This window comes from Moorena sp. SIO3H5 (assembly GCF_010692395.1).
GTDB lineage: Bacteria > Cyanobacteriota > Cyanobacteriia > Cyanobacteriales > Coleofasciculaceae > Moorena.
On sequence record NZ_JAAHHS010000018.1, the window covers coordinates 1 to 15,281 of the forward strand.

The window sequence follows — 15,281 nt, forward strand, 5'->3', positions numbered from 1 at the left end:
GGGTATCTAATCCCATTCGCTCCCCTAGCTTTCGTCCCTCAGTGTCAGGTTCAGTCCAGTAGAGCGCCTTCGCCACCGATGTTCTTCCCGAAATCTACGCATTTCACCGCTACACTAGGAATTCCCTCTACCCCTACTGCCCTCTAGTTCCTCAGTTTCCACTGCCTGCCCAGAGTTAAGCCCTGGTCTTTAACAGCCGACTTGAGGTACCACCTACGGACGCTTTACGCCCAATAATTCCGGATAACGCTTGCATCCTCCGTATTACCGCGGCTGCTGGCACGGAGTTAGCCGATGCTTTTTCCTCAGGTACCGTCACTTTCTTCTTCCCTGATAAAAGAGGTTTACAACCCAAAAGCCTTCCTCCCTCACGCGGTATTGCTCCGTCAGGCTTTCGCCCATTGCGGAAAATTCCCCACTGCTGCCTCCCGTAGGAGTCTGGGCCGTGTCTCAGTCCCAGTGTGGCTGCTCATCCTCTCAGACCAGCTACTGATCGTTGCCTTGGTAGGCCTTTACCCTACCAACTAGCTAATCAGACGCGAGCTCCTCTTATGGCAATAAATCTTTCACCTCTCGGCACATCCGGTATTAGCCACTGTTTCCGGTGGTTGTCCCCGACCCTAAGGCAGATTCTCACGCGTTACTCACCCGTCCGCCACTCCCCCGAAGGGGCGTTCGACTTGCATGTGTTAAGCATACCGCCAGCGTTCATCCTGAGCCAGGATCAAACTCTCCATGGTACTCAAGTTGTTTTTTTCTTTCCCCGACTCTCAGTCAACCTTTAGGGTTAACTTTGAACCAGTTCGGAATTTTAGGTTTTAGTTTTGGTCAATCTGTCCTATAATGAGTTCAGATTAACCTGAAAATTTCTTGACGAGTAGCGACCGTATATTGGCTCTCAAACTATAGATTTTTCTTGGTTCGGGGCGGTGCGGTGCGTTTCGCTGTCCTCATCGCCATTTACTAATGTAGAGGGTAAAAAAGCGTTTGTCAACCTAAACCCGAAAGTTTTTTGAAAATGAATCCTTGAAACCTATGTATAGCAAAGGTTTTAGGATTAAAAAAAAGTTTTTTTTGACTCCATGTCTTGATGCAGCGCGGTCTGATCATGGGAAGAGGGGGAAGCTTACCGAGGTAGGTTGGTTAGATTTAGGTCGGGACTCGGAAGTCGGGAGCGGTGCGACCCGTGACTAATTTAATTCGACGACTGTAAACCCACGCCCTGGGAGTCGGGAGAATTATTTCGGGAATTCTTATATATCTTTAGATACATACCTGGTGACGGGCTTGTCTGTCGATAGATACATACCTGGTGACGGGCTTGTCTGTCGATCTTGGCTGTAAGTGTGTATTGGGATAACAGCTCCGATGCTCCTGAGTGAAACGGGAAATTAACCTGGATTTACGGTAACTGTCCAGGATTAATCCGTAAGTAGTGGCTGTTCCCATTAAGAGGCAACATTAATGAAGAGCCCTTAGCACTGGCACCATGAAATCCATTGTTGAACAACTTACTAACCTAGCTCTGACAAGGCATTTGCGCCAGAATAAACTATAGGGATGCAGGGTGCTCTTGGGGAAAATATGGGTTTATTATAGGGTTTAACCCATTAGCAACTGGCCTGGTTTCCAAGGGGCTGGAGAGCGATGCAGAGGTGCGACCCGTGGCGAATTTAATTCTTAATGGGTCAAACGCACCATTACGGTCTTGGGGAGGCAGCAGCAACTGCATCAAGACAGGTGCGTTTACTTAGTATTTCTGTTCGTGCAGCGTCTCCAAAAGAGAAAGGAGAATCACGGCGTGACCCACACAGCACCTCCCCAATCGCTCGCTTGCCCTTTGCATCAATAAATGTCTTGGCCATAAGTTACCGTTACCAAAAACTGGAGGTGTCAGTGAATTTTCAATCAGTGATTGCAACATTGAATCAATTCTGGGCAAAACATGGTTGCTTGATTGCCCAGTCCTACGATACAGAGAAAGGAGCAGGTACCATGAGTCCTCATACATTTTTGAGAGCTATTGGTCCAGAACCCTGGTCAGTTGCTTATGTTGAACCATGCCGAAGACCCACCGATGGACGCTACGGCGAAAACCCGAATCGCTACCAGCACTACTACCAATACCAAGTACTGATCAAGCCGTCACTGAATAATATTCAAGACATTTACCTAGATTCCCTCAAAGCTTTAGGGATTTGTCCTGAAGACCATGACATTCGCTTTGTTGAAGACAATTGGGAATCTCCTACCCTTGGGGCTTGGGGAGTTGGCTGGGAAGTCTGGTTAGATGGCATGGAAATTACTCAATTTACTTACTTCCAACAGTGTGGTGGCATTGATTGTCGTCCTGTACCCATTGAGATCACCTATGGTTTGGAACGATTAGCTATGTATCTCCAGGAAGTAGAGGCTTTTACTAAAATCCAGTGGAATGACCAAATTAGCTATGGAGATGTTCACCTTCAGGGAGAAGTTGAACAATGTACTTATAATTTTGAATCCTCTAACCCAGATTTACTGTTCACGCTATTTGGTCTTTATGAGCAAGAGGCAGAACAACTCAGCACACGAGGACTTGTTATGCCTACACTAGACTACGTTCTGAAGTGTTCTCACACTTTTAACTTACTGGACGCTAGGGGTGTGATTTCAGTGACTGAGCGAACTCGTTATATCGGTAGAATTCGCAATCTAGCCAGGCGAGTGGCTCAACTCTATTTGCAACAACGAGAGATGTTAGGCTTCCCGCTCGGTAAACCCAAGTAATTGTGGAGTTCCTGCATCCAAAAAGAGCGGGCTTTCCCTTTATCGATAATCAACGTATTGAGTAAGTAACGCTGGAGATAGATTCCAGCAGAGAGACCTCCTGCGCCACCTCCCACAATAATGGTGTCGTAAATTTTGTCAGTGTATTCTTGAAGATTTTGTTTTTTGAGTTTCATGATATTACCTCTGTAGTGATTTGGAATAAAAACTATCAGGATGTAAGTTGAGGTTAATTTAAATGTCCTGTTTTGACGTAAATTAAACAACCTTCTTTGCTAAAGGGAGTATGAGTACTGCCATGAGGATTACGTATCCAAGTTCCTTTAGGATAAGTTCCATGCTCATCTTCAAAGACCCCGTCAATTACATAAATTTCTTCTCCACCAAAATGACTATGGTGTTTAAAAACAGTTCCAGGTTCCCATTTCACTAGAGCAACATTCTCTGTACTATGAGTATGTAAGGGCATTACCTGTAATCCTTTAACTAAACCTGGAACCCAAAATTTGTTAGTTGTATCGATTACTAGTCGCTCTTGATCCTCAGGAGACATTTGCCATAGTTTCACTAGAATCGTACAACCTGATTCACTCTTAGGAGTATGGCTTGAACCTACGGGATTGCGGACATAGGTACCAGAGGGATAATGTCCGTTTTCATCAGAAAATATGCCATCTAAAACCAGAAATTCTTCACCACCACCATGAGTATGAGCAGAAAAGAAACTACCAGTTTCATAGCGAACCAGAGAGCTTGCTCTGGCTACTTCGTCTCCATCCCTTTCCAACATCCGACGCTGTACACCAGCCATAGGAGAATCAAGCCAAGGTAGCTCTTCGCTTTGACATCTCCCCCGGCTAAAGCACGGGGGATTCTCAAAGGATGTTACGCAGGAGGGTGAACCCGTCCTGCTTCACTCCTTCTTCGGTATGATTTATTCAGGGAATTGAAAATGTCATACCGATGTGGGACTGTCAAAATCCCTCTACCCACCTTGGCTAGGTGAATTCCTAGCTGTGTGGTTACTTTCCTGATAATGTTTGCCGCACCGTTGCAATCTGCGTTGATCAGGTTTCCGGCAGCAGTTTTATACAAACCACGTCTAACTCTTTTGCCTGAGGGTTTCCAGCCTTTCGGCAAAGCCGACGCTACGCGAACGGGTTTTGCACCGTGTTTCGGCAAAGAATCTCCGTCCAAGAAAGACGCTTTACTTGTATAAGATTCCTCTGTTATTATTAACTTTATCCCATACTCAGGGCAAAGCTGTTTTAATCTTTCGAACAATCTTTTTGTAGGGATTATAACAAATTTTTGATTACCTTTCTTTCCAATATTAGATCGTTGCTTTTGACCGTCGTTCCAACCAATGACAATATTTCCGATACCATCGACAAGACAGCGATTAACAATAAATCTAGCCGCCTTATTTATGGCATCTCTCATCTGATTGTTGCGCTTCCTTTGTATTCTGTCTAAATTTGAATCCCAGTAAAATTCAGGTTTCCCAGTTTTGTGCTTTGATACTAACCGGCAATATCCCTGGTTCATGGATTTTAGCTTTCGACCGTCAATGATAAAGCTCTTCCCCAAGGTGGAAACGCAAGTTAACCAATTATCCCCTCCATGATCGATACCTATGGCTTGGGAGTAATCTAGGGTTGGGTTTTCTTTGACTGGCTCTTTCCCATCATCTATAACCCAGTCGATCCAGAATTCCCCATAGTAAGGTCTGATTGTTAATTCTTTTACCCAATCCGGGTCTATAAAATCAGGCGGATCCAAAGTAATTTTAGTAAGTAATTCAGGCTTGCTTTCTTTGCTAACTGAAGGGTAAAATAATCCTTCTTTATAAGTTAAAGCCTGTTTTGGAAAAGTAATAGCTGCTAATCCACCCTTTTTCCTATATCTAGGGAACCTAGGTCTATCCACTGACCCTTTGTAATAAAGTCCAACCAATTGGTTATAACTAGCTAGAGCTTCTCCTACAGTCTTTAAGGTTTGTTGAGCAGATTGAGCTGCCATCCCTTTATAGTGAGGAGACATCTTTAAAGCTTTATCTAGCTCAGGGTACTTAGTGGAACATTTGTAGGTTTTCCACCCACACCTCAATTCATCCCCACACCAGAAGGTAGTGTAAGCTTCTTGTTCTTTCAGCCATTCATAATGCTTTTGTTTCGCGTAGTAGATAGCACAATTAAATAGACTGTTGGCTTGCTCGCACTGAAAGACCCAAAAAGCTTTCTCTTCTTCTGAAAACGTCGCCCTGACAGGGATTGTCTTATACAAGTTGCATCCCCTTTTTGTTGTCCATTATAGTAGTGAATACATATCATGTCAACACAATCTCGGAAGAAATGGCAAAATTATCTAGCAAAGATTATGAGTACCGTCGCACAGAGGGATCGGTCTCGTCTATCAACTACCACTTCGTTTTTGTGCCAAAACGCCGAAAGGCCGTACTAGTAGAGCATGTAGCCCGACGGCTTCAAGAAATAATATTTGAACTAGTTTCTGAACATGGTTGGAAATTGATCGCACTAGAAATAATGCCTGACCACGTTCATCTATTTCTTAATGCCCCAACCCATGAGTCTCCCGCTGAGATAGCCCGATGGGTAAAAGGGAGGGCTTCTCATCATTTAAGAAAGGAGTTTCCCAACCTTAAAAAGTTACCTTCATTGTGGACTCCTACCTATTTCGTGGCGTCAACAGGTCAGGTCAGTACCGAGGTCGTCAAAAAGTATATATAGCAATCCTAAATAGGTCGTGGCAATTTTGAAAACTGTGATCTTTGCTATACATGGGTTTCAAGCTTATCACCTGTCACAACTCAAATAGGATTGCTATAGAAAGTCAGAAAGGAAAATAGCCAGGACACGACGGGGTCAACCCCGTCTCTCTTTTTCATCCCCGGTCTAAAGACGCGGGGTTCTCAAATTTCAGGAAATTTTGATATACAACAACTCGTTGACTTAAATCTGCATGAATCTGCATGGTAACCTCCTTAAATTATGTTTATTCTTGGAATCTCTAATTATTGCTTGAGATTCCTACTAGGATCACCTATCCGACTACTTAGATTCTGATTATGCCTAATTTTCCTCAACGAATCTGCCTGACGACTTAGGGGCATTAGAGCGAGCGAAGTTGCGAATGTAATTAGCAATCAACTCTGGGGGGGCGTTTTTGGAGCCAGCTTCCCGATAGAAAATATCAATTCCATGGCCAAAAGGCCACCCTAAGCGAACAATCTCAATAGTTTTGTGCATTGTGCTGTTTAGGTTAGTCATGATGATAACCTTACTTGGTGATAATTGATTGATTGAGTTATTACGGTTAAAACTAGATGAGGAGAGCTTCAATTTGAGGGGGAAAGTTGAGCTAGTTGTTTCTCTAACTCTTTAATGCGCGCTTCTAGGGGAGCTTTCATTTGGGCAAATTCTTCTTCTGAATAACGAATCGGGATATGTTGGGGACAATTCCAGTCAAGGGAAAACCGTTGCTTCAGGATTATTAGGGAGTAGGGAGTAGAGAAGTCAGAAGAGAGAATATGGAAATGGGCTAAGTACAGGACAAAAGTTTTAGAGAGTGCGAAAAGTCAGCTTGATTGTGGATAGAAGGATTTAAAACCAAATGCCGCAAGTANTCTTCGGATATCACCTGACCACCGGTCAAAACTGCAATATCCTGTAACATTTGCTTGCGGCGATCTCCAAATCCTGGTGCCTTGACCGCAGCGGCATTCAACACACCCCTGGCCTTATTCACCACCAGAGTTGCCAAGGCTTCTCCATCTAGATCTTCGGAAATAATTAGCAAGGGTTTGCTGTCACGAGCCACTTTTTCCAGAATCGGTACCAAATCCTGGATCACACTAATCTTTTTATCGGTAATCAGGATGTAGGGGCTGTCAAATTCCACTGTCATTCGTTCGTTATCGGTCACGAAGTAAGGGGAAATATAACCGCGATCGATCTGCATCCCTTCCACTACTTCTAATTCGGTGGAGAGGGATTTGGATTCTTCAACGGTGATCACACCATCTTTGGTGACCTTTTCCATGGCTTGGGCAATCATGTCACCCACTTCTGGATCGTTACCGGCGGAGACTGTAGCAACTTGAGCGATCCCAGTTCCCTGAACCGGCTGTGCCATGGCCTCAATCTCTTTGACCAGCTCGGCAACAGTTTTCTCGATTCCTCGGCGCACAGCTACAGGATTTGCCCCAGCTGCGACATTCTTAAGACCTTCCCGAATCATGGCCTGAGCCAGAATGGTAGCTGTGGTAGTGCCATCCCCAGCAACGTCTTTAGTCTTGGATGCGACTTCTTGAATGAGTCTAGCGCCAGTATTTTCTAAAGGGTCTTCCAGTTCAATATCTTTGGCAACGGTAATACCATCATTGACAATCTGGGGTGCCCCATACTGTTTTTCCAGAAGCACATTACGACCTTTTGGACCAAGGGTAATACGTACAGCATCAGCTAGGGCATTTACCCCCCGCTCCAATGAGCGTCTGGATTCTTCGTCAAACGAAACGATTTTTGCCATTGGTTGTTTAAAGTTGCTTTGTGTCTCCATTAGCAAATTTAGCACTCTTACACGAAGAGTGCTAATTCGTCTGATAATTTTAAACTTTCCAGAACTTCATACACTGATGTGCCCGGGGGTTTAAGCCATAACCCTGACGGTGTAACAAACAGCATTCAAAGCTTTACGGGGTGTGGGGTGTGGGGTGATGGGTGTAGGGTAAGATCAGGAGGTGGCTACGTTGCGACGGGACGGTTAAATCAGCTTTCGGAGCAATTGTTATCCCTAGGCTCACTCGCGCGTGAAGGCTTAGGTGTGCTTGACCCGTAATTAAATTCGCCACGGGTCGCACCTGAGGCATCGGTTCTATTTTCCCCACACCCCACACCCCACACCCCACACCCCATACCCTGTAAAGTTTTTAGCCTTTTTGTCACTCCCTCAGGCCATAACCATACCACCATCGACATTAAACACTTGTCCAGTGATATAGGCAGCAGCTGGATCAGCTGCCAAAAACCTTACCATCCCAGCTACTTCTTCTGGCTGACCGTAACGACCTAGAGGGATATGCTCGATAATGCCTTCTGCTTTAAGGTCAGTGGTCATATCAGTGGCAATAAAACCCGGAGCGACAGCATTGACTGTAATCCCACGACTACCAAACTCTTTGGCAACGGTTTTGGTTAAGCCAATCACACCAGCCTTGGCAGCACTGTAATTAGCTTGACCAGGGTTTCCCATTTGTCCTGCCACTGAAGCAATATTGATAATCCGACCAGACTTTTGTTTTAGCATCAGTTTGCTCACTGCTTTGATACATAAAAATACCCCAGTCAGGTTGAGATTAATTACTGCGTGCCAATCTGAGGGTTTCATCCGCAATAACAAGTTGTCCCGGGTAATCCCAGCATTATTGACTAGCACGTCTATACGACCAAACTTTTCGAGAGTCCCTTTAACTAGGGCATCAACTTGTTCAGCTTGAGACACATCAGCCTGAAGTGCTAAGGCTTCACCCCCAGCATCAATGATAGCCCCTACGACCTGATCAGCTGCATTACTGGAACTGGCGTAGTTGACTACAACCTTCGCCCCTGACCCAGCTAAGGCCAAGGCCACAGCTCGGCCAATTCCTCGCGAGGCACCGGTCACGATGGCTATGCGATCGCTTAATTGTTGGGAAGATGATTGGGCAGATGTCTGTAATGTTTCCATAAACTTTGAACTGTTTTCCATCCTGCTAATCTTGTCTTGTGGGCAGGAAAGCTTTCCTCCAAAGTTAACTTTACCGAAAAGTTTAGGTTTAAAGCCCCGTCCTTTGAGGGCGTTTTTTATCTTTCCAATTGACGTTTTGTAAAGTATATAGTATCCTCGTAGGTGAGGAGGTAAAACAATGTTCAATCTCACCTACGAGTTCAAGCTCAAACCCACCAAACAACAATCCCAAATATTTGACGAATGGCTAGAAGTAACTCGTAAGGTGTACAACTACGCTTTAGCCGAACGTAAAGACTGGTATAAGTCCCGTAGTTGTCAGATAAATTCTTGTAATCTCCGTAGTTGCTATATAATTCCTGCTGATGTTCCACGTCCGACCTATGCTAGTCAATGCAAATCCCTAACGGCTGCAAAGAAACAAAATTCTGAACTAAAAAAGGTTCAGTCTCAAGTATTGCAGCAAACCCTAAAAAGAGTTGAAACCGCTTTCACGCTTTTGTGGGAGCGCAACATGGGATTTCCACGATTCAAGAAAAAAGGGAGGATGAGATCTTTTGTTTTTCCCCAAATGACAGGGCATAGACTTAAGCCTGGTATGGTTAAATTTCCCGTTATTGGTTGGGTAAAGTTTCGTCAATCACGGGAAATTCCAGAGGATGGAGTAGTCAAACAAGCTCGCATTGTGAAGCGGGTTTCTGGCTGGTATGTGATGCTGACCATTCAATGGGATGTTGATTTCCCATCACTAATACCCCATGGGGAAGCGGTAGGAATTGATGTGGGACTAACTAGTTTTGTTGCTACTTCTAATGGCTTTTTAGTTAAACGTCCGAAGTTTTTTGGTGATGCCGAACGCAAGCTGAAATTGCTGCAAAAGCGTGCTTCTAGAAAACGTTTTGGTTCAAAAAATTGGCAAAAAGCACAAAAGAAAGTAGCAAAACTCCATGAGTACGTCGCTAATTGTCGCAAGGATTGGCATCGAAAACTAGCTCATCAACTCTGTGATGAAGCAGGGATGGTGTTTGTGGAAGATTTGAATCTGGTCGGCTTATCCCGTGGAATGTTGGGCAAACATTGCTTAGATGCAGGATTTGGACAATTTTTCACCATACTAGAGCAAACTTGTTTTAAGCGTGGTGTCTATTTTCAAAAAGTAGACCCACGTAAGACAAGTCAAATTTGCCCAAACTGTGGAGTTGAGACTGGGAAGAAAGAGCTTTCACAACGTACTCATGCTTGTTCAAATTGCGGCTACACTACTGATAGAGATGTGGCAGCCGCTCAAGTAGTCGCTATGCGCGGACTTGCAGCCGTGGGACACACGGTCAAGATGCTTGCCGAGGGTAAATTCGTTGGAATCCCTATGAAGTAAGAATCCTCGTCCTTATAGGACGGAGAGTGTCAAAGGAATCTTTAGGTTAATCGAGCCCCAATGATTTTGGACTAGAATCGATCAGAAGGACTAGGAAAGGTTTCTTGCTCATGGCCGTTAAAAAGCAGTTCAAAACATTCCAAGAATTATTATCTGGCTCAGATGTGCCCGTGTTGGTAGATTTCTATGCCATTTGGTGTGGTCCATGTCAGATGATGGCTCCTATCCTAGAACAGGTCAATGCGGAGCTGAAAGATCGTTTGCAAGTTGTAAAAATTGACACGGACAAATACCCCCAGCTTGCTTCCCAGTATGGCATTGAGGCTTTACCAACCTTGGTACTGTTTAAAAACGGTCAGCCTCAACAACGGATAGAGGGGCTAAGACAAGCGGAAGAGCTGATTCAACTATTACAAGCTGTGATTTAAGATAATTTTTGGTAAAATTGTCCCCCGTGATTTATCTGGGATTTATCCGGGGGATATCAGCCTGCTATACCAAAAAACCTACCTAGGAAGATGGGGCTTCATCCTTAGAGGAATCAGACTTAGACGAATCCGATTCTTCTTGGGCAGATGGGGTGGAATCGCTGCTAGGGGTAGCTGATTTTTCTTTTTCTTTAGCACGCTCCTCCCGCTTTTTGCGATCAGCTTGAATCGCGTCTTCTATCACTACCCGAGCCTGGGCCATTTTTTCGAGGTTGCTGCGGTACAACTCCAAGTCTTTTTGTAGCTTTTCGGAAGGAAGGTTTAATCCACTACTAATTTTGTTAATTACTTCTTCGAGCTGCTTTTGGTCTTGAGCTAACTCCGAGTTCGTCTGCTCTAGTAGTGAAAATAAACCAATGGCAAACAATCTGCTGTACTTAAACTGAGAATTTTGTGCGATCGCAGCTATAGTGGTTGCCAAATCCCCAGTCCCATTCTCAGAGGTTGGGGCACTGAACCAGGAGATCAAATCTTCCCCAGACATAGACTCTACGCTGGTTTTGAGCCGTTGGGCATCTTCCTGGTACTGCTGAGCTTCACCTCCGACTGCTTGACACAGAGCATTAAAAATTGATTCTTTATCATTTTCCGGTTGATAGCTCTGCATAAACCGGTCAAAGCATGTCACCACACCTAAGCCATAGATGGGATCGTATTTAAAATCGACATTAACCGACAGCAAATGCATCTCTACCATCAACTCTTCCACTACACGTCGGTAAATAGAGTTGATGGGGCGAGTGTGATAGGTGTAGAAATCCCGTTTAGTATCCGAGACTGTGCGAACAGTATTCACAAGGCAGATCAGAATTGAAGCTTTATAATATTTTTATTATCTCCGATGAAGTACCTACCACCAAATCCAAGATGATGGTGGGGGTTTCCAGTTTCATCCGCTGATGCCAGATTGGTCTTAATCAACGTCCGGAGGTTTTGCTCTGTCGCACTTACTCCCGCAGTAGGAGCTCAAGGCTGTGTTCCCCTACTACCCTGGCCGCAACCCGCCTCCCGCAGGTCGTTTGATTTCTTGGAGTTCAACTTGCTGTGGACTTATCTTGACAAAGCTCAGCCAAGTTATTTTCCCGAGCTGCCGCTAGTAGCATCCAAGCCCTTTTAGTCAGTCGGGTAAATCAGCACCTTTGCTATTCTAACACGCTCTGATCACACATCCTGTGGTAGAAGATTGACCGAAGCCAAGCCAAGTTTAATTTGAAACCTAATGGGTAGCAGATGTCTATTCAGGTGGCGATACTACTGGATAAACCATCTAAGGCTTCTTCCTCCGTTTCAAAAATTTCAAAAACTGTGTCCATCATAGTGACTTCAAACACGAGCTTGGCGTCTGGATGAACAGAACAAAGGCGAAAGCTGCCCTTAATTTTGTCAGCATCTCGCATGCCAGCCACTAAAGATGTCAAACCCGAACTATCAATAAAGTCAACCTGACTCAGATTAACCACTACATGCCTGCGCAGTTGGGATATACACTCTTGCAATTTCAGACGAAAAGGCCAAGCTGTAGTGATGTCCAAGCGTCCAATCGGTTTCAAAACAATCACATTTGTACCATCTTCAGTAGTATGAGTTTTCTGATCGATATGAACCATCAGCACCTCCTTGTCGCAGTTACCGCTGATTGAAACCTTAGCAAATCTACTTATTAAAGATGTGAGAGTGCTTTCCAAAGGATTAGGACTATCGCCACCTGTAGTCCCTGACTGCTTCCCAGCCGACTGGAAAAGCTCTGAAATTATTGTGAATTCATAGACCCTGACTAACAAATCAAGCGGGGAAGACTTTTCTTAAAGCAAGCCCTCTGTGATTGGGATCATGGAGGTTCTCACTGCAAGCTAGTTTAGCTTACAGTGATTGGTTAAATGTCAGGGAGCGTATCCAATTGTTGCACAAATCTGGTCATAAGACCTGAAGATTAAGGGAAGAATGGGAATCAATCACGGATTTCTATTCTATCTTTCCCCAGCTATCAGCTATCAGCTATCAGCTATCAGCTATCAGCTATCAGCTATCAGCTATCAGTCATTGGCCGTAGGCCGTAGGCCATGGTACTTGAAGTGCTATCAGCTTGTGAAGACAACAGGTAAGCATTGGAATAATGCTGAGTTACTTCCGCTGACGGCACCTCAAGTAGCGTGTGCGTAGCACATAAGCTGACGGCTGATTAGCTGACGACTGATAGCTGACAACTGAACGCGCACGCGTGTGCGTAGCACATAAGCTGACATCGAACCATCCTAGTATTGCCAAGTGACATGACAACAGGTTAAGCTTTCCAGTTTGCCCAGTCTTGAGGCTTTAGGAATGTCTCATAGAGTTCGGATTCTGGTGTATTAGGCTCAGGTTGGTAACCGTATTCCCAACGCACCAAGGGGGGTAAGGACATCAGGATGGATTCAGTACGCCCGTTAGTTTGCAGACCAAAAATTGTGCCTCGGTCATACACCAGGTTAAATTCTACATATCGACCCCGACGATAGAGTTGGAAGTTACGCTCTCTGTCGCCATATTCCATATTGCGACGGCGCTCTACAATGGGTACATAAGCTGGTAAAAATGACTCAGAGCAGGTTGTGACAAAGGCAAATATATCTTCCCAACTGCGAGGCTCTAAAACCCCAAGCTTGTCACTGTAAGCTGCTGCGGGACCATCTGGATGGGGACCACGATAGAGTTTACCAGTGCCATCTTGATAGTCAAAAAATAAGCCCCCAACACCCCGCATTTCTTGACGGTGTTTCAGATAAAAATACTCATCGCACCAAGACTTGAAAACTGGGTAATACTCAGGGTGATGAGCATCACAGGCTTCTTTCAACTGGCGATGCAAATGGGCAGCATCTTCAGCAAAGGGATAATAAGGGGTCAAATCGATTCCCCCACCAAACCACCAGACTGGTCCTGCCTCAAAGTAGCGATAATTCAGGTGAACCGTGGGCACATAGGGATTACGAGGATGCAATACTAGGGAGGTACCAGTAGCGAAAAAACCATGTCCAGCTGCCTCGGGGCGCTGCTTCAAAATTGAAGGTGGCAGCTGTTTGCCCCAAACTTCAGAAAAGTTAACCCCACCCTGTTCGATTACTGAACCATCGCGCATCACACGGGAACGACCACCACCCCCTTCTTCTCTGTCCCAAGCATCTTCTCTAAAGGTGCCAATCCCATCCTCTTTTACTAGAGCATCACAAATCTTATCTTGCAGCTGTTGCATCAATTGCTTGACTCTCTCCCTAGAGTCGGCAGGAGGTAAAGAAGTGGTATTAGTGGTAGTTGTTGTGTCCGTCTGAAAAGCTGTCATAAACAATCCTAGTGAGTATCTAAGCAAAAGCTTTAGTTTGCTTTGCCAATGTTATTGGTTGGTAATTATTGGTTGGTAATTATTAGTTGGTAATTATTGGTTGGTACGATCGAGTACCTTCAGGGGAAGCCCTGGGGGTTGGCAAAACTCCCAGGCAGTTGAGATCATATCCTAAATAAAGATGGATTTTTCAACCAAAGCCATTTGGGGAAGATCATAAATCTGCCTGAGCATAGCTGCGGGAGGCGTGTAGTGATTCTTAATTTTTCTTTCAAGTTAATTGCTGGTCACGAGGGGGTTTGGTGTAAGTTTTCCCTCTTCAAGACCTATCGCGCCCTGAGTACTGCCCCAGTGGAAGTTCTCTGGCAAAAATTGATCAACTTAGCAGATGTGTCTTGGAATCCTCTGCTGTCAAGTACCAATGCTCCAAAAGGTTTAATGGCTAAACCTGGTTTAATTTATCAGGTAGTCACTCGCTTGATCCCAATTCCGGTCCGAATTTTCGTAGAGCGTGTCTTACCCGGTGAGCTACTCAGTATAAGATTTCTGGCAATCCCTGGAGTTGAAAATCGCGTCACTTATCAGGTAGAGTCCACCCTTTGTGGTACTTATATTTCCTACTCAGTTACCCTAAAAGGCTGGTTATCACCCTTAATCTGGTGGATGATTCGCCCCTACGTAGCGCGGGTGGTATTTGAATTAGCCCAGGCTGCCGAGCAGGTCAGAGCAATCTAATACCGAGTTGCATTTAAAGATAGTAGATTCCTTGGATAGGGAGATGGGGAGATGGGGAGATAGGGAGATGGGGAGATAGGGAGATGGGGAGATAGGGAGATGGGGGCAAAAGTAAAGTTGTATGTTTTACCGGAACTGGGTATAACCCTATAGCTATGGCTGTTTGCGGAAAGGGTAACTTGCGCGATCGCATCCCTGTAGCCCGTTAGCCCGTTAGCTGAATGCTGAGCAACACTAATACCACTTTCAGAGAACTTTAGGGTACCTAGATCAATTGTGATAATTTTTGTTCCCTGCTCCCGATTCCCGACTCCCGACTCCCGATTCCCGACTCCCGATTCCTGACTCCAGACTCCAATTAAGAACTGCTATACCTTATATATAGGCGGCTATAGGCGTATATATACTTATCTTCTTCAGAGGCATTTTGCAATGCTCTGTAGGAGCCGCTGCGTGAACGCAAAAGCTAATCTATATGAACAACCAATCAGTCAATTTAACAGCTAAAAAGACTAATAGCAAGCTTACTATCCTATTTGATGGGGGGTCTCGTGGGAATCCTGGCATAGCCGGTGCTGCTGCTGTTATTAAACAACCAGGAGCTCAAACCATTAGCGTTAGTCAATTTTTTCCTCATGCTACCAACAATGAGGCCGAATATACCGGAGCTATTCTTGGGTTAGAGAAAGCCTTAGAAATCGGTGCTGGGCAGGTAGTGCTAAAAGGAGATTCTCAACTGGTTATCAATCAGCTTAAAGGTACCTGGAGAGTTAAAACAGCCCACTTACGACCCTTATGGACAAAAGCTAAGTCACTTCTGAATCAGTTTGACTCTGTTCAATTGGAGTGA

General features: G+C 44.9%; 14 protein-coding genes, 1 rRNA gene and 1 pseudogene. 6 read left to right on the plus strand and 10 right to left on the minus strand.

Going from position 1 to position 15,281, the window contains the following annotated elements:
- A 16S ribosomal RNA gene (locus F6K52_RS03595) occupies positions 1-740 on the minus strand; the annotation flags it as partial.
- A 1,156-nt stretch (positions 741-1,896) separates the two neighbouring features.
- On the opposite strand from F6K52_RS03595, the gene glyQ reads away from it, so the two are divergent.
- Positions 1,897-2,769, plus strand: a complete 873-nt coding sequence (gene glyQ / locus F6K52_RS03600) for a glycine--tRNA ligase subunit alpha (RefSeq protein WP_293074198.1) — start codon at positions 1,897-1,899, stop codon at positions 2,767-2,769.
- Here glyQ and F6K52_RS03605 read toward each other — a convergent pair.
- The 3 genes from F6K52_RS03605 to F6K52_RS03615 form a co-directional block, all read right to left on the minus strand.
- The gene (locus tag F6K52_RS03605; protein ID WP_364415877.1) at positions 2,718-2,945 is read right to left on the minus strand and encodes an FAD-binding protein; all 228 of its coding nucleotides are present in this window, start codon (positions 2,943-2,945) and stop codon (positions 2,718-2,720) included. The genes glyQ and F6K52_RS03605 overlap by 52 nt on opposite strands.
- Positions 2,946-2,998: 53 nt before the next feature.
- Positions 2,999-3,580: a cupin domain-containing protein gene (locus F6K52_RS03610; protein WP_293074168.1), complete on the minus strand. Its 582-nt coding sequence runs from the start codon at positions 3,578-3,580 to the stop codon at positions 2,999-3,001.
- Between the two features lie 74 nt (positions 3,581-3,654).
- Positions 3,655-5,055 (minus strand): transposase, encoded by a 1,401-nt coding sequence (locus F6K52_RS03615; RefSeq protein WP_293074172.1) that lies wholly within the window; start codon positions 5,053-5,055, stop codon positions 3,655-3,657.
- Positions 5,056-5,123: 68 nt separating this feature from the next.
- Between F6K52_RS03615 and tnpA the strand changes: the two genes are divergently transcribed.
- The gene (tnpA, locus tag F6K52_RS03620; RefSeq protein ID WP_293074175.1) at positions 5,124-5,519 is read left to right on the plus strand and encodes an IS200/IS605 family transposase; all 396 of its coding nucleotides are present in this window, start codon (positions 5,124-5,126) and stop codon (positions 5,517-5,519) included.
- 342 nt (positions 5,520-5,861) lie between these two features.
- Here the strand turns inward: tnpA and F6K52_RS03625 are convergent, their stop codons facing one another.
- The 3 genes and pseudogenes from F6K52_RS03625 to fabG all read right to left on the minus strand — a co-directional run bounded on the left by F6K52_RS03625 (position 5,862) and on the right by fabG (position 8,538).
- Positions 5,862-6,059: a hypothetical protein gene (locus F6K52_RS03625; protein WP_293074177.1), complete on the minus strand. Its 198-nt coding sequence runs from the start codon at positions 6,057-6,059 to the stop codon at positions 5,862-5,864.
- Positions 6,060-6,417: 358 nt separating this feature from the next.
- Positions 6,418-7,320, minus strand: a pseudogene (gene groEL, locus F6K52_RS03630) (chaperonin GroEL); the annotation flags it as partial.
- Positions 7,321-7,740: 420 nt separating this feature from the next.
- Positions 7,741-8,538, minus strand: coding sequence for a 3-oxoacyl-[acyl-carrier-protein] reductase (fabG, locus tag F6K52_RS03635; protein ID WP_364415884.1), 798 nt, complete (start codon positions 8,536-8,538; stop codon positions 7,741-7,743).
- Positions 8,539-8,695: 157 nt separating this feature from the next.
- Here fabG and F6K52_RS03640 point away from each other — a divergent pair, with 157 nt between their 5' ends.
- Together F6K52_RS03640 and trxA are read left to right on the plus strand one after the other, a co-directional pair.
- Entirely contained in the window at positions 8,696-9,892 is a 1,197-nt protein-coding gene (locus tag F6K52_RS03640; RefSeq protein WP_293074180.1) for a transposase, read from the plus strand.
- A gap of 110 nt (positions 9,893-10,002) precedes the next feature.
- The gene (gene trxA, locus F6K52_RS03645; RefSeq protein ID WP_293074183.1) at positions 10,003-10,320 is read left to right on the plus strand and encodes a thioredoxin; all 318 of its coding nucleotides are present in this window, start codon (positions 10,003-10,005) and stop codon (positions 10,318-10,320) included.
- An 82-nt stretch (positions 10,321-10,402) separates the two neighbouring features.
- Here trxA and psb29 read toward each other — a convergent pair whose 3' ends face one another.
- From psb29 to hemF, 3 genes are all read right to left on the minus strand, one after another.
- Positions 10,403-11,176 (minus strand): photosystem II biogenesis protein Psp29, encoded by a 774-nt coding sequence (gene psb29 / locus F6K52_RS03650; RefSeq protein ID WP_293074186.1) that lies wholly within the window; start codon positions 11,174-11,176, stop codon positions 10,403-10,405.
- Positions 11,177-11,618: 442 nt separating this feature from the next.
- On the minus strand, positions 11,619-11,987 hold the full coding sequence (locus tag F6K52_RS03655; protein ID WP_293074189.1) for an STAS domain-containing protein: 369 nt from the start codon (positions 11,985-11,987) through the stop codon (positions 11,619-11,621).
- A 674-nt stretch (positions 11,988-12,661) separates the two neighbouring features.
- Positions 12,662-13,696 (minus strand): oxygen-dependent coproporphyrinogen oxidase, encoded by a 1,035-nt coding sequence (gene hemF / locus F6K52_RS03660; RefSeq protein ID WP_293074192.1) that lies wholly within the window; start codon positions 13,694-13,696, stop codon positions 12,662-12,664.
- A gap of 252 nt (positions 13,697-13,948) precedes the next feature.
- On the opposite strand from hemF, the gene F6K52_RS03665 reads away from it, so the two are divergent.
- A complete protein-coding gene (locus F6K52_RS03665; RefSeq protein WP_075897982.1) occupies positions 13,949-14,431 on the plus strand; it encodes a polyketide cyclase/dehydrase and lipid transport protein in 483 nt (160 codons plus the stop codon).
- A gap of 475 nt (positions 14,432-14,906) precedes the next feature.
- Entirely contained in the window at positions 14,907-15,281 is a 375-nt protein-coding gene (locus F6K52_RS03670; protein ID WP_293074195.1) for a ribonuclease HI family protein, read from the plus strand.

Coding starts and splice junctions, on each gene's coding strand:
- F6K52_RS03605 (WP_364415877.1), bottom strand. CDS start 2,945: ATGAAACTCAAAAAACAAAATCTTCAAGAATACACTGACAAAATTTAC.
- F6K52_RS03610 (WP_293074168.1), bottom strand. CDS start 3,580: ATGGCTGGTGTACAGCGTCGGATGTTGGAAAGGGATGGAGACGAAGTA.
- tnpA (WP_293074175.1), top strand. CDS start 5,124: ATGGCAAAATTATCTAGCAAAGATTATGAGTACCGTCGCACAGAGGGA.
- F6K52_RS03625 (WP_293074177.1), bottom strand. CDS start 6,059: ATGACTAACCTAAACAGCACAATGCACAAAACTATTGAGATTGTTCGC.
- fabG (WP_364415884.1), bottom strand. CDS start 8,538: ATGGAAAACAGTTCAAAGTTTATGGAAACATTACAGACATCTGCCCAA.
- F6K52_RS03640 (WP_293074180.1), top strand. CDS start 8,696: ATGTTCAATCTCACCTACGAGTTCAAGCTCAAACCCACCAAACAACAA.
- trxA (WP_293074183.1), top strand. CDS start 10,003: ATGGCCGTTAAAAAGCAGTTCAAAACATTCCAAGAATTATTATCTGGC.
- F6K52_RS03655 (WP_293074189.1), bottom strand. CDS start 11,987: ATGGTTCATATCGATCAGAAAACTCATACTACTGAAGATGGTACAAAT.
- hemF (WP_293074192.1), bottom strand. CDS start 13,696: ATGACAGCTTTTCAGACGGACACAACAACTACCACTAATACCACTTCT.
- F6K52_RS03670 (WP_293074195.1), top strand. CDS start 14,907: ATGAACAACCAATCAGTCAATTTAACAGCTAAAAAGACTAATAGCAAG.